The organism is Flavobacterium sp. YO12, assembly GCF_004119495.1.
Classification (GTDB): domain Bacteria; phylum Bacteroidota; class Bacteroidia; order Flavobacteriales; family Flavobacteriaceae; genus Flavobacterium.
The window spans coordinates 15,808-34,389 of sequence record NZ_NRQU01000022.1; the positions used below are offsets into that span (position 1 = coordinate 15,808).

At 34.8% G+C, this 18,582-nt stretch carries 11 protein-coding genes; 4 read left to right on the top strand and 7 right to left on the bottom strand.

The features are described 5' to 3' along the window. Positions 1–73: 73 nt before the first annotated feature. From BOW55_RS09260 to BOW55_RS09280, 5 genes are all read right to left on the bottom strand, one after another. Positions 74–2,188: a glycoside hydrolase family 97 protein gene (locus BOW55_RS09260; RefSeq protein ID WP_129023889.1), complete on the bottom strand. Its 2,115-nt coding sequence runs from the start codon at positions 2,186–2,188 to the stop codon at positions 74–76. Positions 2,189–2,215: 27 nt separating this feature from the next. Beyond that, positions 2,216–4,519, bottom strand: a complete 2,304-nt coding sequence (locus tag BOW55_RS09265) for a glycoside hydrolase family 65 protein (protein ID WP_129023890.1) — start codon at positions 4,517–4,519, stop codon at positions 2,216–2,218. Between the two features lie 142 nt (positions 4,520–4,661). Further along, complete coding sequence (gene pgmB, locus BOW55_RS09270; protein ID WP_129023891.1) at positions 4,662–5,315, bottom strand: beta-phosphoglucomutase; 654 nt, start codon at positions 5,313–5,315, stop codon at positions 4,662–4,664. A 27-nt stretch (positions 5,316–5,342) separates the two neighbouring features. Next, entirely contained in the window at positions 5,343–6,689 is a 1,347-nt protein-coding gene (locus BOW55_RS09275; RefSeq protein ID WP_129023892.1) for an MFS transporter, read from the bottom strand. Positions 6,690–6,869: 180 nt separating this feature from the next. Beyond that, entirely contained in the window at positions 6,870–7,901 is a 1,032-nt protein-coding gene (locus BOW55_RS09280; protein WP_089052497.1) for a LacI family DNA-binding transcriptional regulator, read from the bottom strand. Positions 7,902–8,137: 236 nt separating this feature from the next. Here BOW55_RS09280 and BOW55_RS09285 point away from each other — a divergent pair, with 236 nt between their 5' ends. From BOW55_RS09285 to BOW55_RS09300, 4 genes are all read left to right on the top strand, one after another. After that, complete coding sequence (locus BOW55_RS09285) at positions 8,138–11,119, top strand: TonB-dependent receptor (protein WP_129023893.1); 2,982 nt, start codon at positions 8,138–8,140, stop codon at positions 11,117–11,119. 37 nt (positions 11,120–11,156) lie between these two features. Next, the gene (locus tag BOW55_RS09290; RefSeq protein ID WP_129023894.1) at positions 11,157–12,764 is read left to right on the top strand and encodes a RagB/SusD family nutrient uptake outer membrane protein; all 1,608 of its coding nucleotides are present in this window, start codon (positions 11,157–11,159) and stop codon (positions 12,762–12,764) included. A gap of 24 nt (positions 12,765–12,788) precedes the next feature. Beyond that, entirely contained in the window at positions 12,789–13,610 is an 822-nt protein-coding gene (locus tag BOW55_RS09295; RefSeq protein ID WP_129023895.1) for a SusE domain-containing protein, read from the top strand. Between the two features lie 75 nt (positions 13,611–13,685). Then, positions 13,686–16,556, top strand: coding sequence for an alpha-amylase family glycosyl hydrolase (locus BOW55_RS09300; protein WP_129023896.1), 2,871 nt, complete (start codon positions 13,686–13,688; stop codon positions 16,554–16,556). Positions 16,557–16,675: 119 nt separating this feature from the next. Here the strand turns inward: BOW55_RS09300 and BOW55_RS09305 are convergent, their stop codons facing one another. Then, positions 16,676–16,906 carry a DUF6814 family protein gene (locus BOW55_RS09305; RefSeq protein WP_089057386.1) on the bottom strand — a complete coding sequence of 77 codons (231 nt, stop codon included), beginning with the start codon at positions 16,904–16,906 and terminating at the stop codon, positions 16,676–16,678. A gap of 12 nt (positions 16,907–16,918) precedes the next feature. Beyond that, positions 16,919–18,415: an MFS transporter gene (locus tag BOW55_RS09310; protein WP_129023897.1), complete on the bottom strand. Its 1,497-nt coding sequence runs from the start codon at positions 18,413–18,415 to the stop codon at positions 16,919–16,921. Between the last annotated feature and the right edge of the window lie 167 nt (positions 18,416–18,582).

Below are 18,582 nucleotides of genomic sequence, written 5' to 3' on the forward strand. Positions count from 1 at the left end.
CGATGTGACAAAAAGTTGTTGATTAAAAAAAAGACAAGTAATCTTGGGGGAGAGTTACTTGCCTTTTAAAGAATTATTTGGTTTCTATAATGCTTATCGCATAACCTCCGCCCGGAGCAGAAAGCTGCGATAATTTTGATTTGCTTGTTACAGCAATTTTCTTGATTGTATAAGCTTGCGGATTTGTTTTGTAATGCGCATCTTTTGCATCAGCATAAATTGTTGCTGTGTATTTTTTTCCTTTTTCAAGGAAACTGAAATCGATGTTTGACGTTCGTGGAGTTTCGCCATTTACATTTCCAACGAACCAGTTGTTTGTTCCTTTTGCTTTACGGGCAACAGTAATAAAATCTCCGGGTTCAGCTTCAATATATTTACTTTCTGACCAATCTACAGCCACATCTTTAATGAATTGGAATGCATCTGGAAAACGGTTGTAGTTTTCCGGAGTATCAGCAGCCATTTGCAATGGACTGTACATTGTAACGTATAATGCCAATTGATTTGCGATTGTGCTGTTTACATGCGATTTGTTATCAGGATTCATTTTACTGATATCCATTTCGAAGATTCCCGGAGTGTAATCCATTGGGCCTCCAATTAAACGTGTAAATGGTAAAACCGTTACGTGATTTGGTTTAGAACCTCCAAAAGCTTGGTATTCTGTTCCTCTTGCTGCTTCGTTTCCAATTAAGTTTGGATACGTTCTTGCAATTCCTGTTGGACGAACTGCTTCGTGAGCGTTCACCATAATTTTGTAATCTGCTGCTTTTTCGATAGCATATTGGTAATGGTTTACAATCCATTGATTGTAGTGGTTTTCACCTCTAGGTAAAATATCACCTACGTAACCACTTTTTACAGCATCATATCCGTTATCGTTCATGAATTTGTAAGCCGCATCCATGTGGCGCTCGTAGTTACGAACAGATCCTGATGTTTCATGGTGCATAATGATTTTTACTCCTTTAGATTTTGCGTAAGCGTGCAGCCCTTTTACATCAAAATCTGGATAAGGTGTTACGAAATCAAAAACATAATCTTTTGAATGTCCAAACCAGTCTTCCCAGCCTTCGTTCCATCCTTCAACCAAAACAGCATCGAAACCATTTGCAGCGGCAAAGTCAATGTATTTTTTTACGTTAGCATTGGTTGCTCCGTGCGTTCCGTTTGGTTTTGCTTTTGAGAAATCAGAAACGCCCAATTGAACTGTTGGAAAATCGTTAGTATATGACCAAGAGCTTTTTCCTGTAATCATTTCCCACCAAACACCAATATATTTTACTGGTTTAATCCAAGAAGTATTCTCAATTTTTGATGGATCGTTTAAGTTATAAGTCATTTTTGAAGCTAAGATTTCTCTAGCGTCGTCGCTCACCATAATGGTTCTCCAAGGCGAGTGGCTTGGCGCCTGCATATAACCTTTGTCACCTTTTGCGTCTGGCGTTAACCAAGATTCGAAAACTAAGTTTTTATCATCTAAATTCAAGTGCATACAAGAATAGTTGATTAAAGCCGCTTCGTGTAAGTTGATGTAGATTCCGTCGTTTGTTTTTAACATCAAAGAAGTCTGAACTCCTGTTGGAGAAAAGTTCTTTTGCGAAACATTTGAGGTATATGCTTTTTCAGATAAACCTCTAATTTCAGATAATTTAGATTTTGTATAATCGTATTCCTGAGTATCATAATCTCCAGGGATCCAGAATGCAGTATGATCTCCAGTCATTGCAAATTGAGATCTTTCTTCTTTAATAGTAAAGTAAGTAAGATTTTTTTGCGCTGGGAATTCATATCTGAATCCTAAACCGTCTTCGAATAAACGGAAACGAATTACGATTTGTCTGTCTGTTCCTTTTTGATTTAAAGTCACAGCCAATTCATTATAATGATTTCTAATTTGATCTACTTCTCCCCAAACCGGTTTCCAAGTTTCATCAAAAGTTGAAGTTTTGGTATCAACTACAGTAAAGTCATTCAATAAAGATTTTTTATCATCTTTAAGCTCAAGACCTAATTTACTGGTTTTTACAACTTCTTTGTTTTTGTATTTTAAATTGTACGTTGGAGTTCCATCGTTTTGAAGAGAAAATTCCATTACGAACTTGCCTTCGGGTGATTTTAATTGTTGTGCTTCTGCAATTGAGCTAAAAGCAAACAAGATTAAACTTGCGAAAAATAAGTTTTTCATGTTTTTTAGATTTTAGAGTATTGTAATTTAATTAATTTGTACAAATTTACTTGCAGTTATTGGGTTTCCGTTAACTACAATTGTTAAATCTTGATCGCCATCTACAGTAAAAGTGGTTTTATCTTGATTTACAGCTACTTTTAGAACTTGATTTCTAAAGTTTATTTTAAAAGAGTAGCCTTTCCATTCTTTTGGAATTTTTGGTGAGAAATGCAATTGGTTATTTTTAACACGCATTCCTCCAAAACCTTCTACGATACTCATCCAAGTTCCTGCCATAGATGTGATGTGACAACCTTCCTCAACTTCTTTGTTGTAATCATCAAGATCTAAACGGGATGTTCTTAAATAAAATGTATATGCCATATCCATTTTGTCTAAAACTGCAGCTTGAATCGAGTGAACGCAAGGCGAAAGAGAACTTTCGTGAACGGTAAATGATTCATAGAAATCAAAGTTTCTTTCTAATTCTTCTCGTGAAAAATGATCTTCGAAGAAATAGAAACATTGCAAAACATCGGCTTGTTTAATGTATGGCGAACGTAAAACGCGATCCCAAGACCATTTTTGGTTAATTGGACGCTGTGATTTATCTAAATCTTTTACAGGAACTAAATCTTTGTCTAAGAAACCGTCTTGCTGTAAATAAACTCCAAGTTCTTCCGAAATTGGGAAATACATATCATTGGCAACTTTTTTCCATTCCTGAATTTCATTCGCCGAAAGGCTAACTTTTTCTAAAATGCGTTTGTGATCTGCAGGATATTCTGAAGACACTTTTTCGATTTGTTCTGTCGTAAAATCAATACACCATTTTGCAATATAATTGGTGTAGAAATTATTGTTGATGTTGTTTTCGTATTCGTTTGGACCTGTAACTCCCAAAATCACATACTGATTTTTATCTTTTGAGAAAGAAGCTCTTTGGTGCCAGAAACGCGCAATTCCAATTAAAACTTCTAATCCTTTTTCTGGAATATAAGAGTAATCGCCCGTATAACGGTAATAGTTGTAAATCGCAAAAGCAATCGCACCATTTCTGTGAATTTCTTCGTGTGTGATTTCCCATTCGTTATGACATTCTTCACCATTCATGGTAACCATCGGGTACAATGCAGCGCCATTTTTGAAACCTAAATTATCTTTTGCGTTTTCAATGGCTTTATCTAATTGATTGTAACGATAAGTCAATAAGTTTCTAGCAACTTGCTGATCTTTTGTTGCCATGTAAAACGGAATACAATACGCCTCAGTATCCCAATAAGTTGATCCGCCATATTTTTCTCCGGTAAATCCTTTTGGTCCAATGTTTAATCGGCTGTCTTTTCCTGAATAGGTTTGATTTAATTGGAAAATATTGAAACGAATTCCCTGTTGTGCTTTTACATCGCCTTCAATTGTAATATCTGACATTTCCCAGATTTTTGCCCAAGCTTCAATTTGATTTTGAAATAAAGCATCATATCCTAAAGCAACAGCAGATTTAATTACTTTTTCGGCTCCAGCCAAAGTGTTTTCGTGGTTTAAAGAAACCGTATATCCACCAATTTTTTGAATAGATGAGGTTTGTCCTTTTGCAATAATAGTTCCATAAGTATACTGAACTTTATCTGCCGTTGAATCGATTGTCGATGGCGAAACATTGATGTTTTCTCCGTTTGCCAAAATCGTATTGTGCATAAAAGTTGTAACTTTAAAATGCGTTTTGAAGGTTTGTGCGGTTACAAAAGCTTCGTTTGTGCCTTTTTTAACTTCAAGCGGTTCCCAGAATTTTTCTTCCCAGTTGGCATCTTCATTGGTTACACCAGCATCAACGTAAGGTTTGTAAACGATTTTTGCATCTTTATTTAAAGGTGTAATATCGTATTTAATAATTCCGGCTTCGTCTAAATCTAAGGAAAGAAAACGACGAACGTTTACTGCTATTTCAGTTCCGTTTTTTAGAACTGCTTCAAAAGAACGATTGTACCATCCTTCTTTCATATTCAGTTCTCTGCGGAAGTTTCTAACTTCGGTACACGTGTTTAAATCAAGATTTTCTTCGTTGATTTCAATGTCAATTCCTATCCAGTTTGGAGCGTTAAGTACTTTGGCAAAATATTTCGGATATCCGTTTTTCCACCAGCCCACTTTTGTTTTGTCTGGATAATAAATACCAGCGATATAACTTCCTTGGAAAGTCTCGCCTGAGTATGTTTCTTCAAAATTGGCGCGTTGTCCCATAGCACCATTTCCGATACTAAAGAGACTTTCAGACGATTTGACTCTTTCGGCATCAAATCCTTCTTCAATGATCGACCAATTGTCTGGTTTTATATAATCTTGATTCATTTTTCTTTAAATTAGAAAATATGGCAATTTGATAATTAGATAATTGCCTAGGTTTTTTAATAACTTTTTTACATTCATTTGGGTAATTGTTGCATCAGAATATTTGTCATAAGATTAATTATCTCATTGACACATTTTCTAATTATCCAATTAACTTTTCAATAAAGCTTGTTTCGATTTGGGTAAAATCTTTAAAAATATAGTCCGCTTCATGCAAAATTGTTTCCTCACCAATTCCCACGCTTACCATTTCGCCTATGTTCGCTGCCTGAATTCCTGCAACAGAATCTTCAAATACAATTGAATTTTTTGGATCAATGTTTAATAATTGAGCCGCTTTTAAGAATACTTCAGGATCTGGTTTTGCATTGGTAACGTCATTTCCGTCAACAATAACATCGAAGTAAGATAGAATTCCTGTTTTTTCTAAAATTGGTCTTGCATTTTTACTGGCAGAGCCCAATGCAATTCCTTGATTTTTATCTTTTAATAGTTTTAGAATTTTAATAACTCCTGGAAGAACCTCACTTTCGTCCATATCAACTAAATAAGATAAATAATCTTCGTTTTTCTGAATCAGCCATTTGTCTTTATCTTCTTGCGAAGCCTGAACATTTCCTAATCCAAGTATAATGTCAAGAGAGCGAACTCGGCTTACGCCTTTTAAAAGTTCGTTGTCTTCATGTGTAAAATTTATGTTTAATGCTTTGGCAATTTTCTGCCAAGCTAAAAAGTGGTATTTAGCGGTATCAACGATCACGCCGTCAAGATCGAATATGAAAGCTTTTTTGTTCATTGTAAATTGAAATTCTTCTTTATGATTTTAAATAGTGTCGTCTACATCTTTTACTTTGTAGACTAAAAGAGCGGCAATTAAAAAGCTTACTCCGCTTGTAATTAAGGCATAAATGGCATCGCCATTGTAAAGATATTTTACAATTGGACCACCAATTAATGCGTTTACAATTTGTGGGATAACAACAAAAAAGTTGAAGATTCCCATGTAAACTCCCATCTTTTTTGGAGCAATAGATCCTGCAAGAATTGCATAAGGCATTGCTAGAATACTCGCCCAGGCAACTCCAATTAAAATCATTGGCAATACAACCCAATCTTCATTTGGCATGAAATAAATAGAGATTAAACCTATTCCTCCAATGATTAATGATACAGCGTGAGTTGATTTTCGCCCGATTTTTTTTGCGATGTAGGGTAAGAAAAATAAAGCGACAATAGCGGAAACCAAATTGTAAACGCCAAATAGAATTCCGACCCAGTCACCAGCGTCTTGATATTGCTGGCTAGACGTATCGTCTAATGGTAATCCGTAGATGTGATGGGCGATTGCAGGAGTTGTAAAAACCCACATTCCGAATAATCCAAACCAAGAGAAAAACTGCACCCAGCTCAGCTGACGCATTGTGGTTGGCATTTTTGCAAAATCAGTAAAAATATCGGTAAGTTTTGATTTTTCCTCAGAATCAGAAATTACGTCATTTTGTGGATCTTCAAATTTGGCTAATTCTTCGGGCGAATATTCCTTGGTTGTGAATAAGGTTACTAAGATAGAACCAATTAAAACTGCGGCGCCAATAATAAATGACAAAGTAAGGTTTAATGGAACGCTTCCTGGAACTGTACTGTTTGGTATATTAAACCATTTTGTTAAAACATAAGGTAATGCTGAACCAATTACCGCTCCAAAACCAATCAATGAAGTTTGGATACTGAATCCTGCTGTGCGTTGATCTGTTCTTAAATTATCGCCAACAAGTGCGCGAAACGGCTCCATAGCAATGTTGAAAGAAGCGTCCATGATCATTAACATTCCAGCTCCAACCCATAAAGCGGGTAAAACGGATATGAAAATATTAGCCTGAGGCATTAAAATTAATCCTACCGAAGCTAAAATTGCGCCCACTAAAAAGAAAGGTTTTCGTCTGCCGAATTTACCCCAAGTTTTATCGCTGTAATGACCAATAACAGGCTGTACTATTAATCCCATAAGGGGAGCAATAATCCAGAACCATGATAGTTCATGTACATCGGCACCGAAAATTTGAAGAATTCTGCTGGCATTTGCATTTTGAAGTGCAAACCCCATTTGTATTCCTAAGAAACCGAAACTCATGTTCCAAATTTCCCAGAAACTTAATTTACGCTTTTCCATTATCGTAATTAAAGAATTAATTAGACGATAAGCGCTTTGCTTATCAAAACTTACTGTTTTTTTCGAAGTAAAAGTAAAAGCTTTGAGCAGGCGTAAAAGTATTAATTATTTTTTTAAATATGCTAACAAAAAAGCCATAAATATTTTTTATGGCTTTAGAAAAGGTTGATTTTAAGAATTTTAGTCAGTAGATTCTCGTTCTATTAAATGTGTTTCTATAACTTCTGTAGTGTAATTTTCGTTTTCTTCGTCGTCATCATCATGTTCGGCTTCGAGTCTTTCGATCAGCATTTTAGCTGCTTTATTTCCCATTTTTTCTCCGCTTTGACTTACTGTTGTAATACTTGGAGTAGAGTATTTTGAAATAATTCCGTCTGTAAAAGCGATTACCGCTAAATCTTCAGGAATTTTTAATCCCATTTTAGAAGCGGTTTTAATAATAGTTACGGCAAAAAGTTCGTTTACCGCAAAAACAGCATCAAAAGCTCTGTCGTGCAAAAGCTGACTGATGGTAATTTCGCAAGTATCTACATCTTCAATTTTTATGATTAAATCTTCATTGAATGGTATTCCGTTATCGCGAAGTGCTTTTTCGTATCCATCGGTTCTTAGTTTTCCAACACTTACATAATCTACTGTAGTTACTAATGCAATCTTTTTTCGACCGTTATCAATTAAGCTTTGCACCGCTTCGTAGGCAGCCGCTTTATCATCAATAATAACTTTATCACATAAAATATCGTTAGTAACGCGGTCAAACATTACTACGGGCATTCCTTGATTGATAACTTCAGTAATATGGTGAAAATCGCCTTTGAACTGTGTTTCTTTAGACAGTGACATGATAAAACCGTCGATACTTCCGTTGGCTAACATTTCCATATTTAGTACCTCTTTATCAAAAGAATCATCAGATAAACAGATCACAACACTATAACCGTGTTCGTTGGCAACCTGCTCAATTCCGTTGATAACAGTCGAGAAAAAATGATGTACAATTTCCGGAATGATAATACCAATACTTTTGGTTTTTCGATTTTTTAAACTAAGGGCAATATTGTTGGGTTTATAGTTGTAAAACTTTGCAAATGCCTGCACTTTTAAGCGTGTTTCTTCACCTATTTCAAGACTGTTTCTTAGTGATTTTGAGACAGTTGAAATGGATACGTCAAGTTCCTTTGCAATTTGTTTCAGTGTTATTTTGCGTTTCATAGTACTTATTTGAAAAAAATCTAATTGACAATAAAGGTGAATAATATTTTTGGGATTGACAATTTTTGACTTAAAAGATTACAAAAAATAGAAAGTTTTCAACACTACCACGTTTTCGTAAACCAATTAAAAATGCCTCTTGTTGAGCGTGTTAATTAATTCATAATTTTGAAATTCGAAGTAAAATTAAAAACTTAACTAACAATCAAAAACTCAAACTAATTTAAACAAAAAGTATGAAAACAATTTACAAAAAGTTGTTATTTTTATTCCTATTGTTGCCATTTACGGTGCTAGCTCAAAGCACTTTAAGTGGGACTGTTGTCGATAAAACAACAGGTCAGCCAATACCAGGAGTAAACGTAAATGTACAAGGTGCTCCGAATGGAGCATCAACAGGATTTGATGGGAATTACCAGCTGTCAAATGTTAAAAACGGAAGTAAAATCGTTGTTTCTTTCATTGGATACAAAACAGAAACACTTGATTACACCGGACAAAAAACTTTAAACGTTTCTTTAGAAGAAGATACTAATCAGCTAAAAGAAGTTGTGGTACAAGTAGGTTACGGTACTGTTAAGAAAAAAGACGCAACAGGATCTGTTTCTCAAATTTCGGCTAAAGAATTTAATAAAGGAATTAACGTTACTCCAGAGAGTTTGATCAGTGGTCGTATTGCTGGTGTAAATGTTATTACAGGAGGTGCTCCGGGGGCTAAAGCGGATATTAGAATTCGTGGAGGATCTTCATTAAGCGCATCAAATGAGCCATTAATTGTAGTTGATGGACTTCCTATGAGTAATGCTGTTCCTAGCGGATCAACAAGTATTTTGTCTACAATTGATCCAAATGATATCGAATCTTTTACGGTATTAAAAGATGCTTCGGCAGCTGCAATTTACGGTTCTAGAGCTGCAAATGGTGTAATTGTTATTACTACTAAAAAAGGAACAAAAGGCGGTGTAAAAGTTAACTTTAATTCTCAAGTAGGTATTAATACTGTTGCTAATACAGTAGATGTTTTAAGTGCTGATCAATATCGTGCTTTAGTAAATGAAAAAGGGACTGCTGCTCAAAAAGCTTTGTTAGGTACAGCAAATACGGATTGGCAAAAAGAAATCTTCCGTACTGCTTTAACAACAAACAACAATATATCTGTAAGCGGTTCATTGTTTAATAAATTGCCAGTACGTTTATCTGTCGGAAATGTAGATACTCCTGGAATCTTAAGAAATACTTCTTTTGAAAGAACAACGACATCGATATCGTTAAACCCAGTTTTATTTGACAATCACTTAAAAATTGATGTTACTGGAAACTTAGCTTTTGGAAAAAATCAATTTCAAGATGAAGGTCCGGTAATCAGCAGTGCTATTATATTTGATCCAACTCAGTCAGTTTACCAAGCAGGTTCTCGTTACGGAGGTTATTTTGAATGGTTGGAAGCAAATGGAAATGTACCATTGTTGCCAGCAAGAAACCCTGTTGCAAGATTGAATCAAGATGAGCGTAGAGCAACTTCTACTAGAAAATGGGGAAATATTAGATTAGATTATAAATTTCATTTCTTCGAAGATTTAAGAATTGTTGCTGAGGCAGGTATCGATAAATTTGATAGTAATGGGTATACAAGAGTGAGTACTGAAAGTATTACAGGATTCCAGCCTACTACATTTGATAAAGGTAACTGGACTAATTTAGGAGGATATACAGGTTATACAGACAGTCGTCAGAATAAAAACTTAAATACTTACTTTAATTATACTAAAGATTTAGGCAAATTTAAAATTGATGCTACAGCTGGATATAACTACCAATTGTTTCAACGTGAGGGATATAACTCTGGCGATGTTATGAGACCAAATCCGCCTGCGGATGTTACTACAGATCCAGACATTAACTTACAATCGTATTTTGGACGTTTGAATTTAGGTTACGACAGTAGATATTTATTAACAGTAAATTACAGAAGAGACGGAACTTCACGTTTTTCTAAAGAAAACAGATGGGGTAATTTTGCCGGAGGTGCTTTTGCATGGAACGTGGCTGAGGAAGAATTCTTAAAAGACAACTCGACTTTGTCAAGTTTAAAATTAAGAGTTGGGTACGGAACTACAGGTCAGCAAGATATTCCGCCTGCATACGATTATTTGCAGCGTGTAACATTAGGAACGCTTAATACACAATATCTTTTTAATGGCGTTATCTACAGAGCAGCAAAACCTGAAGGATATAACAAAGATATCAAATGGGAAGATTTAGCAGAGATGAACGTAGGGGTTGATTTTGGTTTTCTTAATGATAGATTAACAGGTACTCTTAATTATTTTGATAAAAAATCTAGTGATCTTTTAGCTGAGATTCCAGTTCCAGATGGAGCAAATATCAGAAATCAAGGATATAGTAATATTGGTAGTGTAAGAACAAAAGGGGTTGAGTTTAATCTTCAATCTGACATTATTAAAAATGATAAATTAACATGGAATGTTGCTGTTAATGCGACTTACATTGATCAAAAAATCTCTGATTTAGGAACTACTGTTCCAGGATTTCAAGGATATATTACAGGTGATGTTATTGCTGGTGGTACAGGAAATCAAGTGTTGATACATTCTGAAGGATTTGCTCCAAATTCATTCTTTGTTTTCGAACAATTATATGATGCAAATAAACGTCCAATTCAAGGTGCGTATGCAGACAGAAATGGCGATGGTGCTATTACCGATGCAGATCGTTATAAATTTCATAAACCAACTGCAGATTACACTTTTGGATTATTCTCTACTTTAAATTACAAACAGTTCGATTTTACAATGAACTGGAGAGCCAGCGTAGGAAATTACATTTTCGATAACGTAAGTTCTGATAAAGGATATTTACAAGCTGGTTTAAGAAGAGATTCTGATTTAGCCAACATAACTACAGATTATTTCAATACTGGGTTTACTACAGAAAGTAATTCTAATGGAACGCAGCGCAATTACTCTGATTATTTTGTAAAAGATGCTTCTTTTATCAAGTTAGATAATATTGTACTAGGATATACTTTTGATAAAAAGTTATTAAAAGCGGCAACATTGAGATTTACTGCTGGGGTGCAAAATGTTTTTGTTCTTACGAAATACAATGGTTTAGATCCTGAAAAATTCAACGGAATTGACAATAACGTTTATCCAAGAGCTAGAACATTCTTGTTTGGAGTAAATGCGAATTTCTAATAGTACATTGAAAAATAAAATTTTAAAAATAAACAAAATGAAAATATCATTTAAATATATATCTTATTTTCTCCTATTCATATTAGGATTAAGTATGACGCTTACTTCATGTACGGGAGATTTGGACGTGAAGCCAACAGATGATGATGAGTTTCTTTCTGACGACTTTTTTAAAGATCCGGCATCATATAAGCAAGTATTGGCAAAATTATATGCAGGTTTGTATGTAGGAGGAAATGACGGTGACGCCTCTCCTGATATTTCAGGACTTGGTGGTGATTTTAGCAGTTATTTACGATTGATGTTTGTTACCCAGGAGTTTCCAACAGATGAAGCTATTATAGCTTGGTCAGATGATGGTTTACCTGCGATAAATGGACAAAAATGGAGCCCTAGTAATCAGTTCTTGTACGGAATTTTTTCGAGAGCTTTTTATGAAATCAGTGTTGCCAATGAGTTTTTAAGACAAACTACAGAGGAGAAATTAACTGCAAGAGGTGTTGATGCTAATTTGAAAGCAGAAATTATAAAATTTAGAGCTGAGGCTCGTTTTTTAAGAGCGTTCTCTTATGTTAATTTGATAGATTTGTTTGGTAATGTGCCAATTACTACTGAGAATGATCCTGTTGGTTTCTTTTATCCAGAACAAAAAACAAGAGCTGAAGTTTTCGCTTTTGTAGAGGCTGAATTAAAAGATATGGATAAGACTTTAGCAGCTTCTGGAGCTAATGAATATGGAAGAGTAGATAAAATAGCAGCTAAATTTTTATTGGCACAGATTTATTTAAACTCTAAAGTATATACAGGAACTGAAAGAAATAATGATGCAGCTACTGTATGTAATGAAATAATTACAGGTTCTACTTACCGTTTTGCAGATGTACCATATCGTTATTTATTCTCTGCTGACAATAACAGAAATGGAGCTCAAACAGAGTTTATCTTTCCTATTGTTGGAGATGGTAATGCTATCAGAGCAATTGGGGGTGGTATGAGTTTTATTATTCATGCGTCTATCGGAGGAAGTATGGTATCAGCTAATCAAGGTATGGACGGAGGCTGGTCTGGAACAAGAGCAAGACCAGAATTTGTTAAATTGTTTCCTGACGCAACTGCAACTGCTGATCAAAGAGGTACTTTTTATACTAACGGTCAAACTCTAGATATTGCTGATTATGGAGTATTTACTAATGGATATGCAGTTACAAAATTTATCAATGTAAATTCTGATGGTACTGCTGCGCAAAGAAATGATATGCCAGATACAGATTTTCCAATGTACAGATTGTCAGATGTGTATTTAATGTATGCTGAGGCAACACTTAGAGGAGCATCAACAGGTAATACTGCAAAAGCTTTAGAATATGTAAATAAAATTAGAGTTAGAGCAAAAGCAGGGGTTATTACAACTTCTGATTTAACTCTGGACTTTCTTCTAGATGAGAGAGCAAGAGAATTGTTTTGGGAATGTCACAGAAGAACAGATTTGATTCGTTTTGGAAAATTTACAGGAGCATCTAAAATCTGGCAGTGGAAAGGCGGCGTTAAAAATGGAAGCGGAACAGATTCATTTAGAGATCTAATGCCTATTCCGTCTCGAACTATTCAGGCGAACCCAACTTTAAAACAAAATCCAGGATACTAACTAACCTTATAAAAAATAAATAAAATGAAAAATATACATAAAATTTTAATCGCATTCATTGGTGTTTTAGCGGTGTCATGTAATTCAGATGATGTAGAAAACAGACCAGTAATACAGCCAGTTACGGCTCCAGTTTTATTAAGCCCTCAGAACGATTTTAATATTGTTCTTACAAAGGAAAAAGAAAAAGAAATTGCAACAACTGTAATATGGAATGACGCTAAGTATGATGGTACTGCAACGGTTGTAAATTATACGATCGAAATTGCAAAAGCAGGAACTAAATTTGCGGCTCCTATTGCAGTAACTACAACTACAGCTCGTTTTAAAGCTTTAACAGTAGCCGAATTAAACTCTGCTTTAGTTAATGGAGGTTTTGTTGAAAAAGAGGAAAATAATGTTGATATCCGTATTAAATCTACGGTTGGTACTGGTGCAGAAGCGCAATATTCTAATTTCTATACTATTAAAGCGACTCCATATCACGTGCCGTTGGCAAGTTCACATTGGTTAGTTGGAGCAGCTACTCCAGGTGGATGGTCATGGGATGGTGATGCTGAAACAGAATTCCCTTTAGTAGTTGGGAAAACAAATGTTTACCAAGTAAAAGTTGTTCTTAAAAGCGGAGAAGCATTTAGAGAGTTTTTATCAAATGACTTTACAAGTGGTGGAAACTGGGGCGCTAGTAACAGCCGTAACTTCCCTTACTATTCTGGATTAGGTTATACAATAGATTCAGAATTAGTAAATGCTGGTGATGGTGACAGCAACTTTAAATACACTGGACCAACTGGACTAAGAACTTTGACAATTGACAATGGTGCAAAAACTATAACAGTAGATTAGTTCTAGCATGAATAATTAAAGGGCTATCTGTAAAAGGTAGCCCTTTTTTAATCTAACTAACCATTAACCGCAAATATGAAAAAAACTTTACTATTAATTTTTCTATTGTTATCTACGGTAATTTTTGGACAGGTGCAAACTATAACCTATTCCATAAATCCGCCGACTTTTGAAGATACGACCTCTATTACAATTACAATAAATGGAAATAGTGTAAATGAATCAGCTTGGTCAGTAACAGGAAATGCACTATATCTTTGGTCATGGTCTTACGATGTAAATGATGCGAATCAACAAGATTCGCCTTCTAATGGATCTTGGACCGCTTCGGCCGAAGCTGGTAAATTTACTTATAATGCAGGAACAGATACTTATACAAAAACATTTACGCCGTCTGCCTATTTTAATAGAAACGGAATCGGAAAATTTGGTTTCCTGGTTAAAGCTAAGGATGGTACTGGATCTAAACAGTCACAAGATATTTTAGTTGAGGTTGGTTCCTTTCAGGTAACATTGACTTCTCCTGTAGAGAACAGTAATACCGTTGTTGCAAATGGAGGAAGTTTAAATATTGCAGCGACAAATACAAATGGAACAGCGAGTTATACATTAAAATCAAATGGAGTAGTAATAAATTCTAATTCTAGTTCATCTAGTTATTCGTTTAATCATGCAAACATTACGAGCAATCAAAGTTATGAATTGAGTGTTACTCAGGCATCAACAACGTTAGTTAAAAAATTTACTGCGATTGTTGATCCTAATACCGTTTCTGAAGCTATGCCTGCAGGTTTGGCAGATGGAATTAATTACAATGCTGATGTTACAAAAGCAACTTTGGTATTAGATGCTCCTTTAAAAGATTTTGTTTACGTTGCAGGAAGTTTTAACAACTGGCAGCCCACATCAGCGTATGCCATGAAAAAAGATCCTGTTTCAGGTAAATTTTGGTTAGAATTGACAGGATTGGTTTCAGGACAAAATAATACGTATCAATATTGGGTTGTTGATAAAACTCCTTTAGCCAATTCACCTTCAATGGTAAAAACGGCTGATCCTTACTCAACTTTAGTATTGTCACCGTATGATGATTCTTCAATTCCTGCAGCTTCTTATCCAAATATGCCCGTTTATCCAGAAGGACAGAGTTTTGAAGTTACGGTACTTAAAACAGGGCAGACACCTTACAATTGGCAGGTTACTAATTTTACAAAACCAGAAAAAGACAAGTTAGTTGTTTACGAAGTGTTAGTTCGCGATTTTGACGCCGCTCGAAGCTATCAAAGCTTAATTGATAAGATTGATTATTTTAAAACGCTTAAAATAAATGCAATAGAATTGATGCCGATAATGGAATTTGAAGGCAATGAAAGTTGGGGGTATAATACTTCGTTTCATATGGCTTTAGATAAATTCTATGGCACCTCAGATAAATTAAAAGAACTTATCGATTTATGTCATCAAAACGGAATTGCTGTAATTCTAGATGTAGCTTTAAATCATGCCTTTGGACGTAATCCGATGGTGAGAATGTGGATGAACGATCCTGATGGAGATGGTTTTGGTTCGCCTACGACTGAAAATCCGTATTTTAATACCGTTGCAAAACATACTTTTAGTGTAGGAGAAGATTTTAATCATCAATCTGCAAAAACACAATATTATGTAGAGCGTGTCATTAAACAATGGATCGAAGAATATAAAATTGATGGTTTTCGTTGGGATTTAACCAAAGGATTTACGCAAGCCTGTACAACATCAGACGAAAGTTGTACTAATAATTATCAGCAGGATAGAGTTGATATACTAAAGAAATATGCCGATTATTCTTGGAGTTTAGATCCTACTCATTATACAATTTTTGAGCATTTAGGATCTGATACAGAGGAAAAAGAATGGGCAAATTATAGAGTAAATGATCCCGTTAGTAAAGGCGTGATGATGTGGGGAAAAATGACAGATCAATACAGTCAATTGGCAATGGGATATGCATCAAATAGTAATATTTCAAGAATGACAAGTTCAAGCCGTGGTTTTACAGCAAACAGATTAATGGGATATGCAGAAAGCCATGATGAAGAACGTTTAATGTATAGAAATTTACAATATGGAGCTTCGGGCGGTACTTATGATGTAAAAACGTTAAACACAGCCTTATCAAGAATGTCTGCAATTGGAGCCATTTCCTTATTGATTCCAGGGCCAAAAATGATTTGGCATTTTGGAGAGTTAGGCTGGGACAGCTCAATTTTTACCTGCAGTAATAGTACAGTAAATACAGATACAGATGCCGCTTCTGGCGATTGTAAATTAGATACAAAACCACAGCCTCAATGGGCAAATAATTGGTTAGGAAATACCAATCGAAATAAAATTTATTACGACTGGGCAAAAATAATTAATCTTAAAATAACGGAGCCTGTATTTTTAGGAACTGCAACAGTTGCAAGTGCTAATTCACTTTCGGTCAACATAAAAATTACAAACAGCGCTTTGGCGGCTACTCAGTTAAAAGACGTATTGATTTTGGCGAATTTTGATGTGACAGCGCAAAATCTACCAACAGGTTTTCAATATACTGGAACATGGTATAATTTAATGGATAACACCACAATAAATGTTTCTGATGTTAATGCTTTAATAAATATTCCCGCTGGAGAATTTAGAATTTATGGAAATAAAGTTGCGAATTTAGCTATAGCCGATTTCGAAAAAGGAGCAACAGTCAATTTATATCCAAATCCAGTTTCAGATTATTTTACATTAAACATATCGACGGCAAAAGTGCAGGTTTATAATATATCAGGACAATTAGTAAAAAGCTTTAATGTAAACGGGAAAACAGATTTTCAGTACGAAGTAAGTGATTTAGAGGCGGGATTGTACATTGTAAAAGCAATAGATGAGAATAAGAAAACTCAGGTAATGAAATTTATAAAAAAATAGTGTTTAGTTGATTTTTTACAATGCGTTTGAACTCAATTAAAACAATAGTAAGTTTTGGTTTGGTTAGTAGTGAAAAGGGCTTTTCTAGTAATAGAAGGCCCTTTTTTTATAGATGATTATTATGCTTTCTTTTTATCGTTGTACTCTCCAATTAAAGCAAAGTAGCCAAATGTGCCAAGACCTAAAACAATTAGCGGCGTAAGAATAAAAAGAATAATAATGCCAAAGACCAAATCGTCTTGTTTGTCTGAGAGCAATTTGGGCAAGCCAAATTCAAACACACAGAAATAGGCGGCAGCAATGGAAAGTACAATCCATAAAACACCTAAAATTTGTTTAATCGCATTCATAATAGTGGTTTATTAAAGGTGGTTAGTTTTGTTTTTGTTGTCAATATAAATCATTCCAATTACAAAGCATATAGAAGCAATGATAATTGGATACCAAAGTCCGTCGAGATAAAAATCACTTTTTCCTGCCGCTTTTGAATGAGTTACAAAATAAGTTGAAATTGCAGGAAGCAGACCTCCAAAAATGCCGTTTCCTACATGGTAAGGAAGAGACATCGAAGTGTATCTAATTTTAGTAGGGAACATTTCAACTAAAAAGGCAGCAATTGGACCGTAAACCATAGTGACAAATAAAACCTGAATGAAAACCAGAAAAATCAAAGTCCATTCGTCGCTTGAATTGATATTGATCGAAATACTGCTTTGAGATTCTTTTTTATCAGCAAAATCAGTTTTCTTTTCAATATAAGTGGTTCCGTCTGTATACGTTTTAGAAATCGTTGTTATGGTATTGTTCTCGGCTGTTGTTTCGGTGTTTTCTGTTGTTTTTTCTGTGATTTCGGTTTTATAACTTACATCGGTAGTGCTGTACATCATTTTGTAAATTGGTCTGTAGAATAAAATGGCCAAAAGCATTCCCGCCATCATAATGTATTTTCTCCCAACTTTGTCACTCAACCATCCAAAGACAATAAAAAATGGTGTTCCTATTAATAAAGCAATTCCCAATAATCCATCCACTTGTGATGAATCTATGTTCATAACCGTTTTCATGAAACTCATAGCATAGAACTGCCCAGTATACCAAACAACACCTTGTCCCATTGTCGCACCAAATAATGCCAGCAAAACAAATTTTAAATTGTATCGATTCCCAAAACTTTCTTTTAACGGATTCGCGCTTGTTGTTCCTTCTTTTTTAGCTTTAGCAAAAACGGGAGATTCGTCCATGTTTTTTCTAATTAAATAAGAAACACCAACCATTGCAATAGAAACCCAAAAAGGAACGCGCCATCCCCATGAATCAAAAGCCTCGCTCGAAAGTACATTTTTAGTGGCTAGAATTACCATTAATGAAATGAACAAACCAACAGTTGCAGTTGTTTGAATCCAGGAAGTCCAATATCCTTTTTGATTTGCCGGCGCATGTTCTGCAACATAAGTAGCTGCGCCGCCATATTCTCCTCCAAGTGCTAATCCTTGCAGTAAACGCAAAATTAAAACTAATAAAGGAGCTAGAAAGCCAATTGTTTCATAACTCGGAATACAGCCTATTAAAAAGGTAGAACCGCCCATTAATAATAAAGTAGCCATGAAAGTATATTTTCGACCAATAATGTCACCAAGTCTGCCAAAAAACAAAGCCCCAAAAGGGCGAACAACAAATCCCGCAGCAAAAGTGGCTAAAGTCGATAAAAATGCTGCAGTAGGATTATCGCTTGGGAAAAATTTAGTTGAAATTACAACGGCTAAACTTCCGAAAATGTAAAAGTCATACCATTCAATCATTGTTCCCATGGAAGAGGCAGAAATTACTTTCCAAATGCCTTTAGTAGAAGTTTTGCTCATAAAACTGCTTTGAAATCTTATTAATAAATGAAAGATAAAATTATAGTTTTACGAATATAGAAGATATTTTTTTATTCACTTAATACTTTTTTAACAAAAAATAATTATTTGTTGACATTTAGTGTTAATGTAATTTCGTTCAGTTTAAAGATAGGGAAATGTATTTA

Bases quoted from the DNA above. Each gene is read 5' to 3' on its own strand.
- BOW55_RS09260 (WP_129023889.1), bottom strand. From the start codon at position 2,188: ATGAAAAACTTATTTTTCGCAAGTTTAATCTTGTTTGCTTTTAGCTCA.
- BOW55_RS09265 (WP_129023890.1), bottom strand. From the start codon at position 4,519: ATGAATCAAGATTATATAAAACCAGACAATTGGTCGATCATTGAAGAA.
- pgmB (WP_129023891.1), bottom strand. From the start codon at position 5,315: ATGAACAAAAAAGCTTTCATATTCGATCTTGACGGCGTGATCGTTGAT.
- BOW55_RS09275 (WP_129023892.1), bottom strand. From the start codon at position 6,689: ATGGAAAAGCGTAAATTAAGTTTCTGGGAAATTTGGAACATGAGTTTC.
- BOW55_RS09280 (WP_089052497.1), bottom strand. From the start codon at position 7,901: ATGAAACGCAAAATAACACTGAAACAAATTGCAAAGGAACTTGACGTA.
- BOW55_RS09285 (WP_129023893.1), top strand. From the start codon at position 8,138: ATGAAAACAATTTACAAAAAGTTGTTATTTTTATTCCTATTGTTGCCA.
- BOW55_RS09290 (WP_129023894.1), top strand. From the start codon at position 11,157: ATGAAAATATCATTTAAATATATATCTTATTTTCTCCTATTCATATTA.
- BOW55_RS09295 (WP_129023895.1), top strand. From the start codon at position 12,789: ATGAAAAATATACATAAAATTTTAATCGCATTCATTGGTGTTTTAGCG.
- BOW55_RS09300 (WP_129023896.1), top strand. From the start codon at position 13,686: ATGAAAAAAACTTTACTATTAATTTTTCTATTGTTATCTACGGTAATT.
- BOW55_RS09305 (WP_089057386.1), bottom strand. From the start codon at position 16,906: ATGAATGCGATTAAACAAATTTTAGGTGTTTTATGGATTGTACTTTCC.
- BOW55_RS09310 (WP_129023897.1), bottom strand. From the start codon at position 18,415: ATGAGCAAAACTTCTACTAAAGGCATTTGGAAAGTAATTTCTGCCTCT.